The organism is Pandoraea sp. NPDC090278, assembly GCF_044772185.1.
GTDB lineage: Bacteria > Pseudomonadota > Gammaproteobacteria > Burkholderiales > Burkholderiaceae > Pandoraea.
This window is the reverse complement of sequence record NZ_JBIVYJ010000005.1, coordinates 441310-463318: the sequence shown is the minus strand read 5'-3', so window position 1 is coordinate 463318 and position 22009 is coordinate 441310. Positions and strand designations below refer to the sequence as shown.

General features: G+C 62.8%; 21 protein-coding genes. 14 read left to right on the top strand and 7 right to left on the bottom strand.

All coding sequences use genetic code 11. The annotated features are described in order from the left end of the window. Positions 1-20: 20 nt before the first annotated feature. Positions 21-491: a hypothetical protein gene (locus ACIQWO_RS19885; RefSeq protein ID WP_402827885.1), complete on the bottom strand. Its 471-nt coding sequence runs from the start codon at positions 489-491 to the stop codon at positions 21-23. Between the two features lie 113 nt (positions 492-604). Next, entirely contained in the window at positions 605-2452 is a 1848-nt protein-coding gene (edd, locus tag ACIQWO_RS19880) for a phosphogluconate dehydratase (RefSeq protein WP_402827882.1), read from the bottom strand. Between the two features lie 179 nt (positions 2453-2631). Here edd and zwf point away from each other — a divergent pair, with 179 nt between their 5' ends. The 9 genes from zwf (at position 2632) to ACIQWO_RS19835 (ending at position 12845) form a co-directional block, all read left to right on the top strand. Then, positions 2632-4140 (top strand): glucose-6-phosphate dehydrogenase, encoded by a 1509-nt coding sequence (zwf, locus tag ACIQWO_RS19875; protein WP_402827879.1) that lies wholly within the window; start codon positions 2632-2634, stop codon positions 4138-4140. Between the two features lie 11 nt (positions 4141-4151). Beyond that, positions 4152-4829, top strand: a complete 678-nt coding sequence (gene pgl, locus ACIQWO_RS19870; RefSeq protein ID WP_402827876.1) for a 6-phosphogluconolactonase — start codon at positions 4152-4154, stop codon at positions 4827-4829. Beyond that, complete coding sequence (locus ACIQWO_RS19865; RefSeq protein ID WP_402827873.1) at positions 4807-6678, top strand: bifunctional transcriptional regulator/glucokinase; 1872 nt, start codon at positions 4807-4809, stop codon at positions 6676-6678. The genes pgl and ACIQWO_RS19865 overlap by 23 nt, the downstream gene beginning before the upstream one ends. Before the next feature lie 113 nt (positions 6679-6791). After that, complete coding sequence (locus ACIQWO_RS19860; protein WP_402827870.1) at positions 6792-7379, top strand: MarR family winged helix-turn-helix transcriptional regulator; 588 nt, start codon at positions 6792-6794, stop codon at positions 7377-7379. A gap of 45 nt (positions 7380-7424) precedes the next feature. Continuing rightward, on the top strand, positions 7425-7634 hold the full coding sequence (locus tag ACIQWO_RS19855) for a dodecin (RefSeq protein WP_402827867.1): 210 nt from the start codon (positions 7425-7427) through the stop codon (positions 7632-7634). Positions 7635-7866: 232 nt separating this feature from the next. Then, entirely contained in the window at positions 7867-9366 is a 1500-nt protein-coding gene (locus ACIQWO_RS19850) for an AMP nucleosidase (protein ID WP_402827864.1), read from the top strand. A 178-nt stretch (positions 9367-9544) separates the two neighbouring features. Beyond that, the gene (locus ACIQWO_RS19845; RefSeq protein WP_039400254.1) at positions 9545-10921 is read left to right on the top strand and encodes a gluconate:H+ symporter; all 1377 of its coding nucleotides are present in this window, start codon (positions 9545-9547) and stop codon (positions 10919-10921) included. 175 nt (positions 10922-11096) lie between these two features. Beyond that, complete coding sequence (locus tag ACIQWO_RS19840; protein WP_402827860.1) at positions 11097-12305, top strand: AAA family ATPase; 1209 nt, start codon at positions 11097-11099, stop codon at positions 12303-12305. 21 nt (positions 12306-12326) lie between these two features. Further along, the gene (locus ACIQWO_RS19835) at positions 12327-12845 is read left to right on the top strand and encodes a hypothetical protein (protein ID WP_402827857.1); all 519 of its coding nucleotides are present in this window, start codon (positions 12327-12329) and stop codon (positions 12843-12845) included. Between the two features lie 122 nt (positions 12846-12967). Here the strand turns inward: ACIQWO_RS19835 and ACIQWO_RS19830 are convergent, their stop codons facing one another. The 3 genes from ACIQWO_RS19830 to ACIQWO_RS19820 all read right to left on the bottom strand — a co-directional run bounded on the left by ACIQWO_RS19830 (position 12968) and on the right by ACIQWO_RS19820 (position 17175). Further along, positions 12968-14221: an Hsp70 family protein gene (locus ACIQWO_RS19830; RefSeq protein WP_402827854.1), complete on the bottom strand. Its 1254-nt coding sequence runs from the start codon at positions 14219-14221 to the stop codon at positions 12968-12970. 124 nt (positions 14222-14345) lie between these two features. Next, positions 14346-15722, bottom strand: a complete 1377-nt coding sequence (locus tag ACIQWO_RS19825; protein ID WP_402827851.1) for an MFS transporter — start codon at positions 15720-15722, stop codon at positions 14346-14348. Positions 15723-15981: 259 nt separating this feature from the next. Next, the gene (locus tag ACIQWO_RS19820) at positions 15982-17175 is read right to left on the bottom strand and encodes a cytochrome (RefSeq protein ID WP_402827848.1); all 1194 of its coding nucleotides are present in this window, start codon (positions 17173-17175) and stop codon (positions 15982-15984) included. A gap of 263 nt (positions 17176-17438) precedes the next feature. Between ACIQWO_RS19820 and ACIQWO_RS19815 the strand changes: the two genes are divergently transcribed. From ACIQWO_RS19815 to ACIQWO_RS19795, 5 genes are all read left to right on the top strand, one after another. Beyond that, positions 17439-17579, top strand: a complete 141-nt coding sequence (locus ACIQWO_RS19815; RefSeq protein ID WP_402827845.1) for a hypothetical protein — start codon at positions 17439-17441, stop codon at positions 17577-17579. Between the two features lie 15 nt (positions 17580-17594). Then, positions 17595-17801: a hypothetical protein gene (locus ACIQWO_RS19810; protein WP_402827842.1), complete on the top strand. Its 207-nt coding sequence runs from the start codon at positions 17595-17597 to the stop codon at positions 17799-17801. 322 nt (positions 17802-18123) lie between these two features. Next, a complete protein-coding gene (locus tag ACIQWO_RS19805; protein WP_402827839.1) occupies positions 18124-18624 on the top strand; it encodes a hypothetical protein in 501 nt (166 codons plus the stop codon). 136 nt (positions 18625-18760) lie between these two features. Next, positions 18761-19387, top strand: a complete 627-nt coding sequence (locus ACIQWO_RS19800; RefSeq protein WP_402827836.1) for a DUF4272 domain-containing protein — start codon at positions 18761-18763, stop codon at positions 19385-19387. 80 nt (positions 19388-19467) lie between these two features. Then, positions 19468-20169, top strand: a complete 702-nt coding sequence (locus tag ACIQWO_RS19795; RefSeq protein ID WP_402827833.1) for an ArsR/SmtB family transcription factor — start codon at positions 19468-19470, stop codon at positions 20167-20169. 125 nt (positions 20170-20294) lie between these two features. Here ACIQWO_RS19795 and ACIQWO_RS19790 read toward each other — a convergent pair whose 3' ends face one another. Together ACIQWO_RS19790 and ACIQWO_RS19785 are read right to left on the bottom strand one after the other, a co-directional pair. Next, entirely contained in the window at positions 20295-20597 is a 303-nt protein-coding gene (locus ACIQWO_RS19790) for a DUF4148 domain-containing protein (protein ID WP_402827830.1), read from the bottom strand. 258 nt (positions 20598-20855) lie between these two features. After that, positions 20856-21851, bottom strand: a complete 996-nt coding sequence (locus ACIQWO_RS19785; protein ID WP_402827827.1) for a hypothetical protein — start codon at positions 21849-21851, stop codon at positions 20856-20858. Positions 21852-22009 lie beyond the last annotated feature (158 nt).

Below are 22009 nucleotides of genomic sequence, written 5' to 3'. Positions count from 1 at the left end.
CGAAGATCGCCGGGAGAGTCTCAGACGGCCGGGCGCAGGCGTAATGCGCCGAATTCGGCTTCCGGCAGCGATTGCATGACGACGTCCATCGCACGCGCCGCTTCCACGCGCGGCAAGGCAATCGACACCACAGCCGCCGTATCGCGCCGGATCGGACGAATCGTCTCGACACGCCACGGCAGCGGCAAGCTCATCGCCAGCGTGACGGCCAGCGAGGAGACGGCGGCGCGGCTGAGGGTGATGTCGAGCGTCGCGTCGAGGCGCGCGCGCGGGTTGTATCGATTGCGTTGACGCGCCACGGAAACGGTCTCAGCGGACGGTGCGCTTAGCGTGGTCAGCGTGCTGGCAGGCGTTGCAGCGACGGCATTGTTGGCCGACGTGACCGATGCGCGAGCGGCAGCGGGCGTTGCGCTGTAAGTGCGCGGGGGATCGGCCGGGGTGGCGTTCGCACCAGGAGGTTCAAGGCTGGCGCGTTGAGCGATTGAGGGCATGGCGACGTGTCGTTTTGACGATTGAAGTGACAACGAGGCCAGTCTAGGGAGGCGCAGGTAAAAAAGGCGTCAAGATTTTTGACGCCTTAGTTGCCTGACGTTTAGCGGTGAGATCAGTCGTGCTTTGGGTACTGCGCGTCGTTGAACAACACGCTTGCGCCATGCGGTGCGGTGCCGACGTTGTTGCGGAACAGCGCGAACATATTGCGCCACGGATCGAACGGCCGTTGCGGCACCGGTTCGGGCGTGCGCGCGGCGAGCGTCGCGTCATCCACTTCGCAGTGCAGGGTATTCGTCTCGCAATCGATCTCGATGATGTCGCCATCCTGCACGCGCGCGAGCATGCCGCCTTCCTCCGCTTCGGGCGACAGGTGGATGGCCGCAGGCACCTTGCCCGATGCGCCGGACATCCGGCCGTCCGTGACCAGCGCGACATGGTGCCCTTCATCCTGCAAGAGTCCGAGCATCGGCATTAGCTTGTGAAGTTCGGGCATGCCGTTGGCACGCGGCCCCTGGAAGCGCACCACGACGATCACGTCGCGCGTCAGTTCGCCCGCCTTGAAGGCCGCTTGCGCCGACTCCTGATCGGAGAACACGCGCGCCGGTGCACGCACCTTCTGGTGTTCGGGCTTGACGGCGGACGACTTGATGACGGCGCGTCCCAGATTGCCTGCGAGCATCCGCAGGCCTCCCTCGGGCGCGAACGGTCGCGACGCCGGACGCACGATGTTCTCGTCGAGGCTTTCGGTCGGTGCTTCCTGCCACGACAGCACGTCGTCGCGCAGGAAGGCCTCCTGTGTGTAGGCACGCAGTCCGTGACCCATGACGGTCGTCACGTCGTTGTGCAAGAAGCCCGCATCGAGCAGTTCGCGAATGAGAAAGCTCAGGCCACCGGCCGCATGAAACTGGTTCACGTCCGCCTTGCCGCTCGGATAGACGTGCGCGAGCAGCGGCGTGACGTCCGACAGCTCGGCGAAGTCCTGCCAGTCGAGCAGAATGCCGCCAGCATGGGCCATTGCGACCAGGTGCAACGTGTGATTCGTCGACCCGCCGGTGGCGAGCAGACCGACGACGCCGTTGATGAACGCGCGCTCGTCCAGAATCTGTGACGTATTGATGCCCGACTTCGCGAGCGCCACCGCACGCGCGGTGGCGGCTTGTGTGAGCGCGTGTCGCAACGGCGTGTGCGGATTGACGAACGACGACCCGGGCAGATGCAGGCCCATGAATTCCATGAGCATCTGATTGCTATTGGCCGTGCCGTAGAACGTGCACGTGCCTTCGGCGTGATAGGCGGCGAGTTCGGCGTCGAGCAGGGCGGTGCGCGTGACGCGACCTGCTGCGTATTCCTGCCGGATGCGCGACTTCTCGTCGTTCGGCAACCCCGACGGCATCGGGCCTGCGGGGCTGAACACGGCGGGCAGATGGCCGAAAGCCTGCGCGGCGATCACCAGCCCCGGCACGATCTTGTCACACACGCCGAGGAACATGGCGGCGTCGAACATCTGATGCGAGAGCGCGACGATAGAGGCCAGCGCAATCACGTCGCGCGAGAACAGCGACAGCTCCATACCCGCATAGCCTTGCGTCACGCCGTCGCACATGGCGGGCACGCCACCGGCGACCTGCGCGCTCGCACCATGCGCGCGTGCGGCAGACTTGATGATGTCGGGGAATTCGGCGAAGGGCGCGTGCGCCGAGAGCATGTCGTTGTACGCGGTGACGATGCCGATGTTCGGCATACGCTCGGAGCGGATTTTCAGACGGTCGTCGGCGGGGGCGGCGGCCAGCGCGTGGGCCAGATTCGCGCATCCGATCTTCTCGCGCCCGGGTTGCCCCTGCGTGGCGCGCGCGACGCCGTCGAGATAGGCCTGACGGGACGACCGGCTGCGCTCGATGAGGCGCTCGGTCACGCGTTGTACCACCGGATGCAGCGACACATTATGCGAAGACTGGGTCATGAGGGATCCCGGGACGGACGTTGTGGGGCGGGAGGAAGCGCGGAATGCGTGCGAATTTTCGTAACTCACGCCATGAGGGCATGTAGTTAAAGCACGATATTTTGTTGAATTGCAGTGTAGTTAAACTACAATGCAGTGTCAAAAGTTGCGCTTTCCCAGTGACACGTGGACGTCTTGTCATGAACACGCCTTCACCCTATACCTTTGTGTTGTTCGGCGCTACCGGCGATTTGTCGCTGCGCAAAGTCCTTCCCGCGCTGTTCCGCGCGTTCCGCACCGGGCAGCTCGGCGCGGACGATGCGAAGGACGGAACGGCGAGTTCGACCACCACCGCCAACGAGGCGGGTCGCATCCTCGCCGTCGCCCGAAAACCGATGGACGCCGCCGGGTACCACGCGTGGTGCGAGCAGCATGTGCGTGGACACATCAAGCCCGACGTGTGGGACGAAAACGCCTGGCAGCGCTTTCTCTCGACCATCGACTACATGCCGCTCGATCTGGGCCGCGAAGACGAGTTCGGCGTACTGGCCGAGCGGCTGTCGAAGCGTCCCGGCGTGCGCATTTTCTATCTGGCGACCGGGCCGTCGTTGTTCATCCCCATTTGCGAAGGGCTTCGCAGCGCGAAGCTCAACGAGAACAGCCGCATCGTGCTCGAAAAGCCGCTGGGTCACGATCTGGCGTCGTCGGAGGCGATCAACGACGCTGTCGGCGCGATCTTCCGCGAAGACCAGATTTACCGCATCGATCACTACCTCGGAAAGGAGGCGGTGCAGAACCTGCTGGCCCTGCGCTTCGGCAATGCGATCTTCGAACCGCTTTGGCGTCGCGAGCTGATCGACAACATCCAGATCACGATTGCCGAGGAAATCGGCGTCGAGGGACGCGGCGAGTTCTACGAGCAGACCGGCGCGCTGCGCGACATGGTGCAGAACCATTTGCTGCAACTGCTGGCCATCGTCGCGATGGAGCCGCCGCTGTCGATGAACGCCGACGCCGTTCGTGACGAAAAGCTGCGCGTGCTGCGCTCGCTGCGTCAACTGGACGACGAAAGCGTGTCGCGCAATGTGGTGCGTGGACAGTATGGCGGCGGCGCGATCCGCAATGCGGCCGTGCCCGCGTACATCGACGAGCCGGGCGTGCCGCCGGACAGCCAGACGGAAACCTTTGTCGCGCTTAAAGCCGACATCGACAACTGGCGCTGGGCTGGCGTGCCGTTCTTCCTGCGCACGGGCAAGCGGCTCGGCGAGCGCGTGGCGGAGATCGTCGTCAACTATCGCGCGACGCCGTACCCGCTGCTGGGCGACGCGACTGCGCAACCGGGCGTCAACCGTCTCGTCATTCGTCTTCAACCGAACGAATCGATTCGTCTGTACTGCCTCGCGAAGCAGCCGGGCGAGGGCATGAATCTGCAATCCGTCCACCTCGATCTGGCGTTCGACCAGTTCTTCAAGGGGCACCGGATGGATGCGTACGAGCGCCTGTTGCTCGACGTCATCAACGGTCGTCTGGCGCTGTTCGTGCGACGCGACGAGCAGGAGCAGGCTTGGCGCTGGGTCGCACCGATTCAGGCGTACTGGTCGCGACAGCACAAGGGCCCGAAGCGTTACGCCGCCGGTACGTGGGGACCGCCCGCCGCCAGCGCGCTGCTCACGCAATACGGATCGAGCTGGATGGAAGAAGACAACTGACGGCGGACCGCATGATCCATTGGCGAACCTTTCCCACGCGCGACGCGCAGGCACACGCGCTGGCCAACGCCGTCGTAGCGGGCATCGACGAAGCGCTGACGATTCGCAAGCGTGCGTTGCTGGCCGTCTCCGGCGGCACCAGCCCCCGGGCATTTCTCACGCAGCTCGCGCGACTGCCTGTAGCGTGGCGCGACGTTGATATCACGCTGGTGGACGACCGTTGGCTGCCGCCCGATCACGCGGACAGCAATGCGCGACTCGTGAGCGAGACGCTGTTGCCCGGTGCGACCGGCGCGCGCTGGTTGCCGATTGTCGACACCGCGACGGCCACGGCGTTGCACGTGCGCACGCTCAACGACACATGGACGCACGGCGTGCCGCAAGTCTGCGTGCTGGGCATGGGCGAGGACGGGCACACCGCGTCGCTCTTCGCCGACGCCCCGCAATGGCCCTACGCCACCACCACCCACGACAAGTTCGTCTTCGTGCAGCCGCAGCACGCGCCGTATCAGCGCGTGTCGTGGTCGCTCGCCGCGCTCGCGGCCTGCGACCGGCTCATCCTGCAAATACAGGGTCCGGCCAAACGCGCCGTGCTCGAAGCCGCGCAGGCGAACGAACAGGACAACGCCATCTCCCGGCTGATCCACCGAGAAGGAGTCAAGCTCGATGTCTTCTGGAGTGAGGAATAACCCGCCCCACCTGAGCGGCCCGCGACTGCTGGCCGACATCGGTGGCACCAACGCCCGCTTTGCGCTGGAGATCTCGCCGGGCGATCTCGTTGAAATCCGCGACTACGCTTGCGACGACTATGCGGGCGTGCCCGAAGTCATTCGCGCTTACCTCGACGAGGCGGATCACGCCGAGCCGGTGCAGCACGCTGCCATCGCCATCGCCAATCCCATCGAAGGCGATGAGATTCAGATGACGAACCGCGACTGGCACTTCTCCATCGAAGCGACGCGCCGCGCGCTGCGTTTCGAGACGCTGCTGGTCGTCAACGATTTCACTGCGCTGGCGATGGCGCTGCCGTATCTGACGGACGCGCAGAAACACAAGATCGGCGGCGGCGAACCGCGTCCGAACGGTGTGCTGGGTTTGCTTGGACCGGGCACCGGCGTGGGCGTGTCGGGCCTCATTCCGGCGGGAGACCGATGGATCGCGCTGGGCAGTGAGGGCGGCCACACGACGTTTTCTCCGGCGGACGAGCGGGAGATCGACGTGCTGCGCTACGCCTGGAAGCACTTCCCGCACGTGTCGTTCGAGCGGCTGGTAGCGGGCCCCGGCATGGCGCTCGTCTATCAGGCGCTGGCGGAGCGTGCGGGACGTCGCGTGGAATCGCTTGAGACACCCGCTATCGTCAAGCTCGCGCAATCGGGCGACGCGCTTGCACGCGAGACCGTCGATTGCTTCTGCGCGATGCTGGGCACGCTTGCGGGCAACGTGGCGGTGTCACTCGGCGCGGTCGGTGGCGTCTATCTCGGCGGCGGGGTGATTCCAAAGCTCGGCAAGCTGTTCGAAGCGTCGCCGTTTCGTCAGCGCTTCGAGGCGAAGGGACGTTTCGAAGCGTATCTGAAGAAGATCCCGACTTACCTCATCACGGCCGATCATCCGGCGTTCTTGGGGACGTCGGCGATTCTCGCGGAACAACTGGGCACACACGCGGCCGGGGCGGGCGCGCTCATCGACCGTCTGCATCGTCTTCGCGACCGTCTGAGTCCCGCCGAGCAGCGCGTTGCGGAACTCACGCTGAAGCAACCGCGTGCGCTGCTGGCCGAGCCGGTGGCCGAGATCGCGCGTCTGGCGCGCGTGAGTCAGCCGACGGTGATTCGCTTCTGCCGCAAGCTCGGCTGTCAGGGGCTGTCGGATTTCAAGCTCAAGCTCGCGAGCGCGCTGACGGGCACGTTGCCGGTGCGTCACGGGCAGGTGCACGTGGGAGACACGGCCGCCGAGTTCAGCGCCAAGGTGCTCGACAACACCGTGTCGTCGATTCTGCAAATGCGCGAGCATCTCGATGCCCGCACCGTCGAGGCGGCCGTGACGCTGCTCGACGGCGCGCGTCGCATCGAGTTCTACGGGCTGGGTAATTCCGGCGTGATCGCGCAGGACGCGCACTACAAGTTCTTCCGTTTCGGCAAGCCGACGATCGCGTACGGCGATCCGTACCTGTTGCAGGCGTCGGCCGGGTTGCTGGGGGATGGCGACGTGGTCGTCGCGATCTCCGCATCGGGACGCTCGACGGACCTGAACCGCGCCGTCGATATCGCACTCACGCGCGGTGCCAAGGTGATCGCGCTGACTGCACGCAATTCACCGCTTGCCCGCAAGGCGACGCTGGTGCTGCCCAACGATCATGTGGAGACGATGGGCGCACACGTCACGATGATTGCGCGGATTTTGCACCTCGCCGCCATCGACGTGCTGGCCGTGGGCGTCGCGATTCGTCGCGCCGGTCCGGGAGGCGAAACGGCAGGCGAGGGTGCGCTCGACTGGTTGGGACACGGCAGCGGACAGGGCGACGGCACACCGGCGGCGGCCTGAGACGGTGCTGGGTGGCGTCGGGCGGGGACGGCCGGGGTGCGGGCCAGGGATGCACCGGATGCCGAAGTGTCGTCGGCTTGATATCCCTAAACATGTTTAGCATAATGCGGCATATGAAAGTAACCGATTCCGCCCAACGTTTCGGCTTTCTCGTCGCAGACATCCAACGTCTCTTCGGGCGCCGCTTCGAGCAGTTTGCACAGCGCACGCTGCCGATGACGCGCGCGCAATGCCGCTTGCTCGCTTATCTCTCCGTCAATCGCGGCGTGAGCCAGACGGTCCTGGCCGATATTCTGGAAACGCCGGTACAGACGCTCGCCCGCACGCTGGAGCGCATGGAGGAAGCCGGTTGGGTGCGACGTCGGCCCGATGCGCGCGATCCTCGCATCGAACGCCTGTTCGTCACGCGAGCGGCCGTTGCGCAATTGCAGGTCGCGCGCCGCCTTTCCGACGAAGTGCGCGATGAAGCGCTGCACGGCCTGACCGCCTTCGAAGCGGTTCAGCTCACGCAGTTGCTGCAAAAAGTGCGCCGGAATCTCACACACGTCGTTCCCACGCCGCTCGATACCGTCGTGCCCGCCGTGCTGCGTCGCGCGCAGGCGGAAAATGCGGCGAACGTCAGCGAGCACGCAGTTGCCGCCGACTCGCTCGACGATGCTGGCGACGACCTGTCGGAATGCACCGACTTGCGGCCTCAGTAGCACACGCCTAGCATGGGAAGTCTCCAAACCCACCCGGAGGCTGACATGAAGAATCACGTGTACAAGCAAATCGAGCTGACCGGCTCGTCGACCAAGTCCATCGAGGATGCGGTCAAATGCGCCATCGAACGCGCGAGCAAGACGCTGCGCAATCTGAACTGGTTCGAGATCACGGAAACACGCGGCCATATCGAAGACGGCCAGGTCGCGCACTGGCAAGTCACGCTCAAGGTCGGCATGCGGCTCGAAGACTGAGCGCACCCGTGATGTAGCATCCGCAAGACCCCCTCGGCCGGGGGACGAACTTCCCCGGCCGACGTCGCGCCAAATCCCCGGCGCATCGCCTCCTGAATCCCCGCGAAAACCCTGCCATCCACCCCTTCCGCCGAATGGGAATCGACCTGCTTCACTGTCCCGCAGATGTCGTACAGTCGTGTCACAATAGGCGCATATTCGAGATCACGAAGAAGACAGAAGAGGTTTGCGCATGTCCGAACAAGAACCGGTCCATGCCACCCGATCGATCGCAGATCCGGTGGAAGCCGTCGCCTATCTGAAGACGATTTACGACGCCAATACGGCCTATCTGCGCGCGGCATTCGAGCGCTTCTCGAAGCAGAAGGATCAGGCGCGCCGCGTGAGCGCCCATTACCCGTTCATCCGCATCACCACGGAAGACATCACCCAGCTCGACAAGCGCCTGTCCTACGGCTTTGTCTCGGGCCCGGGCAGCTATCAGACCACCGTCACCCGTCCCGATCTGTTCGAGAACTACTACATCGAGCAGTTGCGTCGACTGGCGCACAACCACGGCGCCGCATTCGAGGTCGGCGTCTCGGACGAACCGATTCCCGTGCACTTCGCCTATCAGGACGGTGTGTATCTCGAAGGCGACCTCGATCAGACGCACCTGCGCGCTATGCGCACGGTGTTCGACGTGCCCGATCTCGCGAAGATGGACGACAGCATCGTCAACGGCACACGCGATCCGCTGCCGGGCGAGATTCTGCCGCTGGCGCTGTTCACTGCGCCGCGCGTCGACTATTCGCTGCACCGGCTGCGTCATTACACGGCGACGTCGCCCGAGAACTTCCAGAATTACGTGCTGTTCACCAACTATCAGTTCTATATCGACGAGTTCGTCGAGCTGGGGCGCGAATTGATGAGCGCGACGGACGACCCGGCGTTGCGCGAGTACCGCAGCCAGTACACGGCGTTCGTCGAGCCGGGCAACGTGACGCACTGGAATCAGAACATCGAAGCGCGCAGCGAGGAGGGCACGTCGCCCCCGCGCCTGCCGCAAATGCCCGCGTACCACCTCGTGCGCCCGGACAACACCGGCATCACGATGGTGAACATCGGCGTGGGGCCGTCGAACGCCAAGACCATCACCGACCACATTGCCGTGCTGCGTCCGCACGCGTGGGTCATGCTGGGGCACTGCGCGGGCCTGCGCAATTCGCAGCGTCTGGGCGACTACTGCCTCGCGCACGGTTACGTGCGTGAAGACCACGTGCTCGACGACGACCTGCCGCTGTGGGTGCCGGTGCCGCCGCTGGCCGAAGTGCAGGTGGCGCTGGAGCGCGCCGTGGCCGACGTCACGCAACTGGACGACTTCGAGCTCAAGCGTGTGATGCGCACGGGCACGGTGGTGACGGTCGATAACCGGAACTGGGAATTACGCGATCACCGCGAGCCGGTGCAGCGCATGAGCCAGAGCCGCGCGATTGCGCTCGATATGGAGAGTGCGACGATTGCCGCCAACGGTTTCCGTTTCCGCGTGCCGTACGGCACGTTGCTGTGCGTGAGCGACAAACCGCTGCATGGCGAACTGAAACTGCCGGGCATGGCGGACCGCTTCTATCGCGAGCGAGTCGACCAGCATCTGAAGATCGGCGTGAAGGCGATGGAACTGCTGCGCGATAACGGTCTGGACCGTCTGCACAGTCGCAAACTGCGCAGTTTCAACGAAGTCGCGTTCCAGTAACGCGACCCGCAGCGGCGATGTTTTGTCGATCGAAACTTGCCGCTGCCTCCCGCCTGCCCCGTCTCACGGGGCGTTGCGGCCCATGCGTGCATGCGGCCGTCTCCAGTAGCACAATCCCTGCACACACCGGCTGCGCGCTGCGCGCCGGTGTTTTCGTTTCTCGTCATCAAGGATCATCGTGGAGATAGTCAACCACGTCGTGCCTTGGGCAGCGCACGACACTCGCCTTCTGCTGTCCTGTCTCGTCGGCCTCGTGGCCATCATCGTTTTCATCAGCGCGCTCAAGCTATCGCCGTTCCTGTCGATTCTCATCGGCACATTCATTGCGGGGCTTGGTGCAGGCCTGCCGCTCGAAGCGGTGGCCAGTTCGTTCAGTAAGGGCGCAGGCAGTCTGCTGGGCGACGCGGGCATGATCATCGCGCTAGGGGCCATGCTCGGGGCGTTGATGGCAGACACCGGCGCGGCCGACCGGATCGTCACGGTGCTATTGAAGTTTGCGAAAGGCGCGGCGTTGCCTTGGATGATGGCGCTCGTCGCCATGATCATCGGCTTGCCGCTGTTCTTCGAGGTCGGTCTGGTCATGATGGTACCGATCATCTTCGTGATGGCGCGTCGCGCGAATACGCCGATTCTGCGTGTGGCGATTCCCGCGCTTGCGGGCATGACGACGCTGCACGCGCTCGTGCCGCCGCACCCGGGACCGCTGATCGCCGTGTCGGCGCTGCACGCGGATCTGGGCATGACGATGGGGCTTGGGCTGCTCATTGCCATCCCGGCTGTGATCCTCGCGGGGCCGCTGTACGGCATGTGGCTTGCACCGCGTCTGCAAGTGCAGGCGCCGCAGCAGATGGGCGAGCTATTCACCAAGCGTGACGACGACGCGTCGCAACCGCCGTTCGCGGCGGCGCTGCTGGTGATTCTGCTGCCGGTCGTGCTGATGCTGGGTCGCACGCTCGCCAAGGTGGCGCTCACGCCGGAGACGCCGCTGTTCGACGCGCTCAACTTCCTCGGCGAGCCAATCATCGCGCTGGCGCTGACGGTCATCGTCGCCATCGTCGTGCTCGGTTGGGGACGCGGTCTGCCGCGCGCACGTGTGGGCGAGACGCTGCGTCGTGCGCTGCCGCCGATTGCCGGGCTGCTGCTCACCATCGGTGCGGGCGGCGGGTTGAAGCAGGCGCTGGTGACGGCGGGCATTGCGACGACCATCGGCAAGGTAGCGGTTGGCACGCATATGCCGCTGATTCTGCTGGCGTGGCTGATTGCTGTGGCGCTTCGTCAGGCGACGGGGTCGGCGACGGTCGCCACGACCACGACGGCCGGTATCGTCGCACCGCTCGTGATGCATCTGCCGCCAGTGCAAGGCTCGCTCATTGCGCTGGCGATCGGGGCGGGGTCGGTGTTCTTCTGCCACGTCAATGACGCGGGTTTCTGGATGGTGCGCGAGTACTTCGGCCTCAAGCTCAAGGAGACACTGTGGGTGTGGTCGGTGTTGCAGACCATCGTGTCGCTGGTCGGGCTGGTGATGACGTTGCTGCTCTGGCAATTCCTCGTGTGAAAGCTCTGAACCTCACATAACTTGCGAAGTTGCCTGCCCGCCGTTGATGACGGCGGGACGCTTGCCTTGGGTATGAGGTGCGTCGCAGGGTCGAGCTGCCGATACCTTTCACGTGACGTAGCAAGGTACAATCTCGGCCATTCCGTTCGTCCTCCTTTTCTCATCGGAGCAGGCATTGGCAAAGGCGAAATCCCCTCGTTTGCAACTCAGCCAATTCGGCCCTATTCAGTCGGCAGACGTCTCCTTTGGCGATTTGACCGTCATCGTCGGTCCTCAGGCGACCGGCAAGAGTATTTTTCTCCAGACACTCAAGCTGCTGATCGATCGCGATCAGATTCACGACATGTTCAAGCATCACAGCATGTCGTTTGATGGCGATGAGGACGCCTTTCTCGACGCTTTCTATGGTCGTGGGATCGCGGGTGGCTGGTCCGAACGATCCACCATTTCGTTCGATGGGAAAGCTTGGAATCTGAGAGATTTGGCGCGTCCGAGCAAAGGTAAGACCCGCTATGAGCGCTTGTTCTACATTCCGGCCCAACGCGTGATGAGCCTGCCGAACGGCGTATCGCAGAACTTCGGTACCTTCAATTTCGGCGATCCGTATGTGCTTCGATCCTTCAGTGACGCTGTGCACGATCTGATCCAGAACGACTTCGCGACAATGCGCGAGTTGTTCCCTGCGCCAAACCGCTTGAACGAATCGCTTCGCGAGCCCATCGCGGAGCAGTTATTTGGCAGAACGAGCCTCGTTGTCGACAACAGTGAGTTCACCAAGCGCCTGGCACTTCAGGTGCCGGGGCAGGAGAAGCCGCTTGGGTTTCTTTCATGGTCGGCGGGGCAACGAGAATTCACGCCGATGTTGATGGGCTTGTATTGGCTGTGTACGTCCAAGACTAAACGAAAGTCGGGTAAGACGGTGACCGAAACGATCGATTGGGTCGTCATCGAAGAGCCCGAGATGGGGCTGCACCCGAAGGGCATTCAAGCCGTACTGCTCTTGGTGCTGGAGCTGCTGCGGCGCAACTACCGGGTCGTTCTGTCGACCCACACGCCGGTTGTACTGGAAATGGTGTGGGCGCTGCAAGAGCTCAAGAAGAATCAGGCGGGCGAAGCAAGCGTTCGGAAGCTGTTTGACTTGAAGTCTGTTCCGTACACGAAGGAACTTGCGACCAGTACTCTGGAAAAGGACTTCAAGGTCTACTACTTCGACCGGAATTCGTCTGCGCGAGATATTTCGAATCTGGACCCGATGGCGGACGCCATCGAGGAGTCGGAGTGGGGCGGTGTGGTGGGCTTTGCGTCGAAGGCAAATGCGGCGGTGACAAATGCGGTTCACGCGGCACCCACCAAACAGACTCGCAAGAAGCGCGAGAATCAATGACACGCGACGCCCACTGATTCGATGGCCAAGACAAAGAAAGCTGCTGAAAAGGTATCCGAAGCAACCGCCTTTTCCACAGCGGCGAATGATGCTAACGTGACGCATCATCCAGGGAAGAATGCGCTGGAAGGCAAATATCGGGACCTGGTGAGTTTGCATCCTCAGTGCAAACACACAGGGAGTGTGGACCTCGATGGTCACTTTCGCGAAGCTGAGCCAAACTCGCCGAGATGGGACTATGGTTTAGGGATCGCTACAGGCGGTCAAGAGTATGTATTTTGGCTTGAGCCGCACCCCGCTTCCAGTACTGGCGAAGTTGCCAGCATGGTGCGCAAGGCGAAATGGTTGCAGGCCAAGCTCGCCGAGCCATCCTTCCGCAGCCTGAAAGAGATGACAAGAATGACGGCCGTTGGCGGGTATAAGCCGCTTCAATGGGTTTTCACCGGCGATTTGCGAGTGGTGCCGGGCAGCAAGGAAGCCAGGGCGTTGGCCCAAGCCGGGATCGACTTTCCCACAAGGCATACCAAGTTACCGCGTTGACACTATTGGTCTACGCGCAGTTCGATTAAGGTAATCATCTGCTCGCCTGACGGCATAAAAAAAAGCGCGCTGACCTTTCGGTCGCGCGCTTTTTTCGTTCTGAGACGAACGCCTGGGAACGATCAGGAAAACACGCGCTTTGCGTGAATGCCCAGACCCAGCGCCACGCTGGCGAGGCGGTCGCCGAAGACCGGCGTCGCTTTCGGGAATGCGGCGCACATCGCGCTGGACAGACAACGCAGGCCCGTCGAGCCGCCGGTGAAGTACAGCGCGTCGACATCCTCGGCGCGCAGCCCGGCGAGCGATGCCGTATGCACGGCGCCCGCCGTGATGCTGGCGATTTCGTCGCTCACAGCGTCTACCAGACCGGCTTCCGAGAAGGCCACACCCAGTTCGCGCTCGATGACCGAGAGGTCGATGCGCGTCTCACCACCAGCGGACACGTCGATCTTGGCTTCTTCCGCATGACCGACCAGTGCGTGCCCGAGGCGTTGTTCGACCGTGCGCATGAGACGGCGGTGATGCGCCGCGTCGGCATACAGATGCGCCGTGAGCGCCAGTTCGCCCACGCGCTTGGGCGTGTAGACGGTGTTGATCAGGTGCCACGTGGCCAGATCGAAGTAGATCCGGTTGGGGACTTCCTTGCCGTCCGGGCCGAGTGCCTTGTAGCCGAGTTCGCGCAGGATAGTCGCCAGCTCGATGCGGCGGTCGAAGTCGGTCCCGGCGATGTGCACGCCGTGGTGCGCGAGCACGTCGTCCTTACGATCCAGATGACGGGCGCGATCCGGGCCGACACGCACGAGCGAGAAGTCGGACGTACCGCCGCCGATGTCGACGACCAGCACTTGCTGTTCTTCCGTCAGGCGCGATTCGTAATCGAATGCGGCGGCGATCGGTTCGAACTGGAAATGCACGTCCTTGAAGCCGACGTCGCGTGCGCTTTGTTCGAGCGAGCGCTGGGCGGCGGCGTCTGCCTTCGGATCGTCGTCGACGAAGAACACCGGACGCCCCATCACGACCTGACGCAGATCGCCGCCGTCGGCCTTGATCGCATGAGTGCGCAGGTGACGCAGGAACGTGGCGATGATATCGATATAGCGCATCGCCGAGCCGTTACCGAGGTCGGTGGTGCTTTCGATCAGGGAGGAGCCGAGCAGGCTTTTGAGCGAGCGCATGAGGCGCCCGTCGTAGCCATCGACGTAATCGGCGACGGCCTGACGCCCGAACGAGGCGCGGCCGCCTTCGTCGGCGTTGAAGAACACGGCGGTAGGCAGCGTGCCGTACCCGGCCTCAAGTTCGACCAGACGCATGGCGCTGCCGCCTTTCACGGCGACGGCAGAATTCGAGGTGCCGAAATCGATGGCGCAGAAACTCATGGCGTTTGCGGCCCGCGCGGGCGAGCCGTAAAAGGTCGGCAGTGTAGCACGGCCGGACGGTCGACCGGATGAACTCGGCTGAACGGCCTGGGAAGTGTTGTTCGCAGTGATCTTCGCAGTGTCGTCATTTCACCGCCGGTTGCGTGGACGGCAACGTGCGCAGACTGCTCACGACCGCCGCCACTGCCGCGAACGCGGCCGCGACATAAAGCGATGCCCGCGTGCCGTAGCCCTGCGGCGCGACGCTGAAGACGAGCGCCACGAGCGCTGCGCCGGTTGTCTGTCCGGTCAGCCGCGCGGTGCCCAGCATGCCGCTCGCGCCACCGCTGCGATGGCTCGGGGCGGACATCAGCATTGCGTAATTGTTGGGCGACTGGAACAGCCCGAAGCCGAAACCGCACAGCGCCATGCGCCAGACGATATCGAGCGTGCTCGGCTGATCGGGCAGCAAGCCCAGCGCGAGCAGACCGAGTGCGAACGCTGCCAGCCCGATCGCACCGAGCAGACCCGGCTTGTAGTACTCGAGCAGACGTCCCGCCAGGGGGGCGACGACCACGATGGTGAGCGGCCAAGCCGTCATCAGCAGACCCGTTTGCACGTGATCGAAACCGAGCGTGTCCTGAAGGAAGAAGGGCAGCGAGACGAACGCGAGCATCTGCGCGCAGAACGACGCCATCGACGTGCAGATCGACAGCCCGAAAATGGGAATACGCAACAGATCCACGGGCAGCAGCGGCACTGGCTGACTGCGTTGGCGACGCACGAAGACCGTCCCGATGACGACGGCCGCCGCGATCTCGACGGCGACGAGCCAGCGCTCCTGACCGTGGCCGAACGAATCGATGCCGGAGATCAGCAGCCCGAACGTCAGCGCACTCAGCAGCGCGCCCATCCAGTCGAACGGATGCGACGAGCGCGTGCTGTCCGGCAGCGAGCGCACGGCGATGGCGAACGCAATGATCCCCAGCGGAACGTTGATCGCGAAGAGCCACGGCCAGTGGGCGATGGACAGCACCCCGGCGGCAATCGTCGGCCCCGCTGCGGAGGAGACGGCCACGATCAGCGAGTTAAGGGCGACGCCGCGACCGAGCCAGCGCGACGGGTAGATCGTCTTCACGAGCGCCGTGTTCACGCTCATGATCCCGGCCGCCCCGAAGCCTTGCGCCACGCGCGCGAGCGTCAGCGTGACGAGGGAGTCGGAAAGCGCGCAGGCGAGTGAAGCGACGGTGAAGAGGGCGAGACCGACTGTGTAGACACGCCGGTAGCTTACGATTTCGCCGAGCGCGGCGAGCGGCAGCAACGAAATGGTGATGGCGAGCTGATACGCGTTGACGATCCAGATCGAGGTGGCAGGGCTGGCGTTCAGATCGCGTGCGATGGTCGGCAGCGCCACGTTGGCGATGGCGCTGTCGAGCACCGACAACGCGATAGCGAGCATGACGGTCGCCACGGCCCAGAGCCGTGCGGGCATGGGCATGCCGTCAGGTAGTGTGTTGGACATGAGAGCAGCAGGAACATCGGTCGCCTGTCCGCCGTCCGTGGCGCGGGGTTGCCGCGACCGGAGAGGGTGATGGACGAGGGTGGCGAAAAGGAAAGTGTCATGCTGCCTGAAATCCCGGGCGGACGGCGGGACGTCGCGCAAAGCCTTGTGGGTAAAGGGGGCCGTGTCAATGAACTGTGTTTTATCAGATGAAATTAATATTTCGACAGATAAAACGAGAGGCGAGGGCCACCGTCAGCCGTCTCAAAAAGCGCCACACCTACGCGGAGAATCGGGCGATGCGGATATTGCCGAGCGGGTGGTACGCGGTGCCGCCCGCGAGCGACGAAAGGTCTTCGCCACCTTGGCGTATCGCGTGAACACCGACGGCCGCAATCGTGCTCGCGGGGGAGCGTCCGGGGCAGGCGTGAGCGCTGGTTCCGAAGGTCCATGCCATGCCTTCCGGCGTCGCGCTCGGCGGTGCAGACGCCAGCACGGCAAGAATGGCGTCGCCCGGTGCCAGTGCCTGTTCGCAGATGACGGCGGGCGCGTGCAGGAAGCGCCGTGTGTTCTGTACCGGCGGGTCGAAGCGGATGACGTCGCTGACGGTCTTGATGGCGACGGCGAGGTCGGTCGGATCTGCCGAAGCGGAGGCGCCATGCGAACTTCGTGCAAGCCGTCGGATGCTGTTGGCGACGAGACCGGCGCAGGCGTCGTGGGTTTGCGTGAAGAGGCCGACGACGTTCGCCGTGAGGGCATCGAAGTCGATACTGTCGTTGCCTGCTGCGCGCCGGGCGACTTCGCGCAGCCAGGTGTCCGAGGCGGCGTCGTTGTCGAGCCAGCGAGCGGCACGCTGCCGCAGCGCTGCGGCAGCGCGGTGTCCACGCGCCAGCACGTCGGCGCGCGGGGACGGTTTACCGGCTTCAGCCATCGTTGCGACTAACGGCTGGACATCTTCATGGACTTCGGTCCATTGCGCTGCGGGAACGCCCAGCCATGCTGCGAGGCCGTAGATGGGCTGACGAAAGACGAAGTCGTCGAGGCGGGCGGCAGGGGCGTCGCCACGCGCGAGGTAGGCGTCGGCGCAGGCGGCCTGACTGGCGTCGTGCAGACGGACGAGCGTGTCGCGGTCGGCATGCAGCGTCGCAAGCTGCGCGTTGAGCCAGGGCTTCATCGCCGCGTGAGCGGGACCGTCGTTCATGCGGACGAGCGCCCCGAACCACTCACCGGCAGGCCCGTCCGCCAGTGCGGCTGGCACCACAGCCCCTGCCGGGCGCACCCCGCAAGCCGGATGCCCCAGCACCTCGGCCAGCGCCTCAGGTCCGGCAGCGACCCACAGACTGAGCGTTGCGTCGAAGCCAAACGGACGGCGTGCGGCCAGCGACGCGTAGTACGGGTAAGGATCGGGGTGCGTGACGGCATCGAACGGTCCGGATGGGAATTCGAGGGTCGTATTGGAGAAGGCGATTGGCATCACGAAAACTCCGCTGTCGAAAAAGTCGCGGTGACGATATGCCGCCATCTTCGCGCAAAGCTGCCGGTCATGATTCACCGTGAGGTGAAATGTCATGGCATGGTCAGGTCTACCAGTAGCTGTGCCGCGTCCGTACCTGTATTCACAGTCGACCAGCCGTTGGCCAATGTGCAGGTCCAAAATGAGCGGACATCCAAGAGACGCCACTTTGCTGCACACGAATCCAGAGTCCGTAGTCGAAAACGCCCTGAACGACCCGTCGCATGGACGGCATCAACGCCAACGAGGATATCGGCGTCGGGCAGGTGCATCGCATCAGCTACGACAAGAACGGCAACCGGGTCAGCGACACGTACTACGGCACGCGAGTTCAGTCCGATCGCGTGTTCGACCATACCGAATAGAGGAGTGCCTGGGGCGTGGTCGGCACGGACGAAGCGGGGAACCCGGAGTCCGGCTACATTTCCCAGCCGTCTGCCGCGTATCGCACGCAGTACACCGCGGTCAACGTTCTGACGACGGAGGCGTACGACTACGGCAGCAACCGCCTGTCGAACGTCTCGCGAGACGGTGTACTGCTCGACATGCGTTTCTACGACGGCGCGAACCGCGTGGAGCAGGCCTGACCGATTAACGGCAAGTACCTGACGGGCGGGCCACCCGCTCGAGAGCATTGCGCAATCGGCTTACGGCGATTTGAAGCGCTGGTACCTGATCGCCGAGGCAAACGGCCTGTCGGACAGCTAGGACCTGCGCGTGTCAATCGCTGACGATCCCGAATCGGGTTAGCACGATCCTCAACGACAACAAGACGTTTAAGTCGTACGACCCGAGTCAGATTGTCGGGGAACATACAGCCTATGCGAGAGGGTAACATCAGGGCGGAATCCACCTTTAAGAATCAGCTACGTCGTAAGCCTTTCCTATTCGGCCTCCAAGGATTAAGTAATGTACGAGAACTTGAAACCACTCCAACCAAAAGGTATTCCGTTGCTAGAGGACGTAGTCCCGTTGCAGGAGCCGGAAATTGCGGCAATTGTAGCGAGGCTGCCGGGAATTCCTAATGAATATTTGGTCTTTTTGAAGGAGGTCGGAGTAGGCGTCTGGAAGGACCAAGCGGATCTCTCCCCGTATTATTTTCCCCGGACGCCTGAGGACGCTGCCCGCGATCATTTTAAGGACACGCTGATATACGAAGAGTACGACGGAAATCCGGGGGCGTTCGGAACCGTATGGATCTTCGCTTACGACTGTGTGGGCACAGGATACGGATTTGACAGTGGTGACAATTGGAAAATTGTTGAAATCGATACGACCAGAACTATAACGAGGCTTGAACTTTCATTTCGTAGGTTCGTCGAGGGTTTGCTCGTTTGTTATCCGCTGATTCCTACGCAGTATAGTGACGGAACATGGGTAGATTTGGCTGGGGACTCACATTCGGTCTAACCGGGAATTCGCGTGTCCCCGTCAACTGGTGTGTCTGACGCGCCGGGACGTACCTCGTGGCCCATTGCTGTGAGACGAAGCACGCGATGGTTTGGAGGTGCTCGCGAGTTTTAATGATATTTCACGCGGTGGAGTAATGGACTTCGAAAAAATTAGAAGCGACTCTACGTCTTCGTTGGCGCTGCTTGGATTTCCTAAGCCTGCAACACTCCCGTTTCTCGATGGCGAAGCAAAGATTCGGAGCCTTGACGAAATTGAGAGTCGATCGCTTGCATTGTCGGTCGTTGTCGCGGTTGCTTACGGTTTCCCGAGAGAGCGGGCGATGAGTTGGCTGGATCAAGAGCGGTTAGCCCAATCCCTGTCGGACGGAGAGCGTACGTTTCTTGAGAAAAAAGACGCGAGTAACAGCCGGCGGTTCCAAGTTCAAGCGGAAGCGTTGTGCACCTTTGCATGGACCTTAGGTTATTTGCCAGCACTCGATTTTTCGTTGCAGTGCCCGGAAAATCTGGTACAGATCTACCCTGACTTCAGGGGGGCGGAATCGTCTAAACGTTTCCGAGGCGGAGCGTCTTTGATTAGTGCCGATGCAATATTTTCGACCCTTGACCTTGCGTATTGTTTGCACTGGGGTGTTAATGAAGCACTGCTGTCGGGTAGTGTGGTTCCAAGCAACGTTCAATATCACGTCGTGACTGAACGCCGCCGCGCTTTGGAGTGGATTACTTCCGGAGACGACTGGGACGGTGTTTCGTTGGATACGTAGGAGTCAATTGTTCACAATGCGATGAAATAACAAGTGCGCGCCGGCGTTACCATTCGGTATCTCCTCAGTGAGGCCTACCAATGAGCGCGCACGACGACTATTCTCCCGGCATCAGTTCCCTGGCCGCCCTCCTGGCCGACGCGGGCCGCATGACCATGCTCTGGGCGTTGATGGACGGCTCAGCCCGTCCTGCCGGAGAACTAGCGTTGGTGGCTGGGCTGTCCCCGTCCAGTGCCAGCGGCCATCTTGCCCGGCTCGTCGACGGTGGCGTTCTTGCGCAGGAAGCGCGGGGGCGGCATCGGTATTTCCGCATCGCCACACCGGAGACGGCGGCGGCCATCGAGGCCCTTGCCAGTGCTGTCCTGGCTACGCGAGAACTTCGGCCGCGTCCGGTGCCGGTCAGTCGAGGAACACCCATCCCGTTGCGTCATGCGCGCACTTGTTACGACCATCTTGCCGGGGAGATCGCTGTCGACCTGTTTGCGCGGATGCACGCGCGTCGGTGGATTCGTATCGATGGCAGCGACGTGGCACTCACCGATGCGGGCACCGACGGGCTGACCGCGCTCGGCGTCGATCTCACTCGGGCGCATGCGCGACGCCGTCGCTTCGCTTGTACCTGTCCGGACTGGAGCGAACGCAAACCGCATCTCGGCGGCGCTTTGGGGGCGGCACTCCTCAGCACGTATCTCGACGCAAAATGGCTCGAACCTACGCGTGAGGCGCGCGCGCTGCGCGTTACACCGCTCGGCGAACGCAAGCTGTCGGCTATCGCCGTCTGATTCTCGTGGACAAAAAGAAACACCCCGCCGAATTGCGCGGGGTGTTTCTCTTCAACCGAGCTAACCGTCGGGCATCTTCGCAGATTCAATCGAGATGCCTCCGACGCTTGGCTCACCAAGACCGATCAATTCCCTCGATAAGTCGAGTTCATCAGCGCAGTCGAACCTTGCACGTGAGCGCCCACCGGAGTGCCGTAGGTCTTGAGTGTCGGGTACTGGCTATCGGTCTGCGTCAGCGAGCCTTGTGCGTTGATCAGTTCTTGCTTCACCTGAGCGCGCGGCACAGCGAGCTGTTCGCTATACACGCTCGATTGCCAGAAGAAGTTTTCGTTCGGATAACCATTGCCGCCGGTGCCTGCGAACGCTGCCGGGGCAGCGGCCACAGCGAGGGTTGCGGCGATCATCAGATGAGAAAGAGTGCGGGTCATGATTATTCTCCTGTCATTGCTTTTCTTGGGTGGTCGGCCAGCTCGCTTTCGAGTCCGGCACCGCCTACGCCTCTAAGGTAGGACGACCACGTCGCAGGAGTAACCGCATGCGGCGCAACAATGAATTGCGAAGAATGAATCGCCTCGAAACCACCGTCGGATAAGGGTTTCAAGACACCCGACATCCACAGGTAATGTCGAGTGAAGACTCTAATGAAGATGTTAATTAAAAGGAGTGCGACAGAACGTCGCAATGCGTTAGAACTTGTACCCGACACCTGCGAGGAAGATATCGCTGTCGCGGTCATAGCCGGTGACGACGCGGTTCCACGAGATACGTCCGACCCAGTGATCGGCGAACCGGTAGGCGGCGCTCATCGTGAGCAAGCAAGCGACGACGTTCTGCGCACCGCCTGCTGCACGGTTTTCCTTGTACTTATTCCACGTGACGTAAGGTCCGAAGCCCAGACCGAGACTGAGGCGGTCGTCGAAGAAATCGTCCTTGATCCAGACCTGCGCCGCCGCGCCCTGACGACTGCCGATATCGCTGTGTCCTTCGTTGATCAACGACACCGTGCCGTCGAACCACGGCCCGAAGCCGTGGCGGTATTCGATGGCCTCCGCTGCCGCATTCTGCGAATCGAGGCTGTTCACGACGGATATTCCCGCCATCACAGACAGCACATCGCCCGTCGGCAGCCCCGGCTTGGAACCGCCCGACAGCGGGCCGGGTGACGACGGCTTTTCCAGTTGATAGCCGACGCCGAGCAGATAGGTGACGGAATTCACGCTCGACGGCGATTGCACGTAGTTGGCGCGCGCCTGCACGTACCAGCGGCTTTCGAAGTACCACGTCGCCGCGACGGAGAACATCGCGCCCCAGCCGTGATCGTCTTCATAGCGGCGTCCGCGACTGCCTTGAACGGTATCGTAATAGTGGTAGGGACCGACGCCGACAGCGACATCGAATCGCCGGTCGAAGAGCGGCTGGTGCGCCCAGACCTGGACCGCGAAGCCGTCGCGGTGATGATCCGGCACGTGGCCTTCGTTCAACCATGTGAAGCTGGTCGCGAAATGCTCGCTCAGCGCCTGACGATAATCGAAGCCCCACGCATAGGTGTGCGCGTTGTCGTCATTACGCGCGTTCATGCCGCCCGCGAACACGGTGGCTTCCTGTGCCTGTGCAAACGCCGAGGCACCGCAAAGCACGCTGGCGACTGCCACGTGCTGCCATTTCAGAGAGTTCTTCGTCATTGGATTCGCCGCAAAGCGGGCGTCGACATGCGCGGAATCGATGCGGCTTGTCTGCGCCCGTTACAGAAAATCCTAGCAACTGGGACGGGTGTCCGGGGACTTCGAGGGGGAAAGTAAGGAGAAAGCCGCGTTACGACGTGTTACGTCGCGCGCGGTGG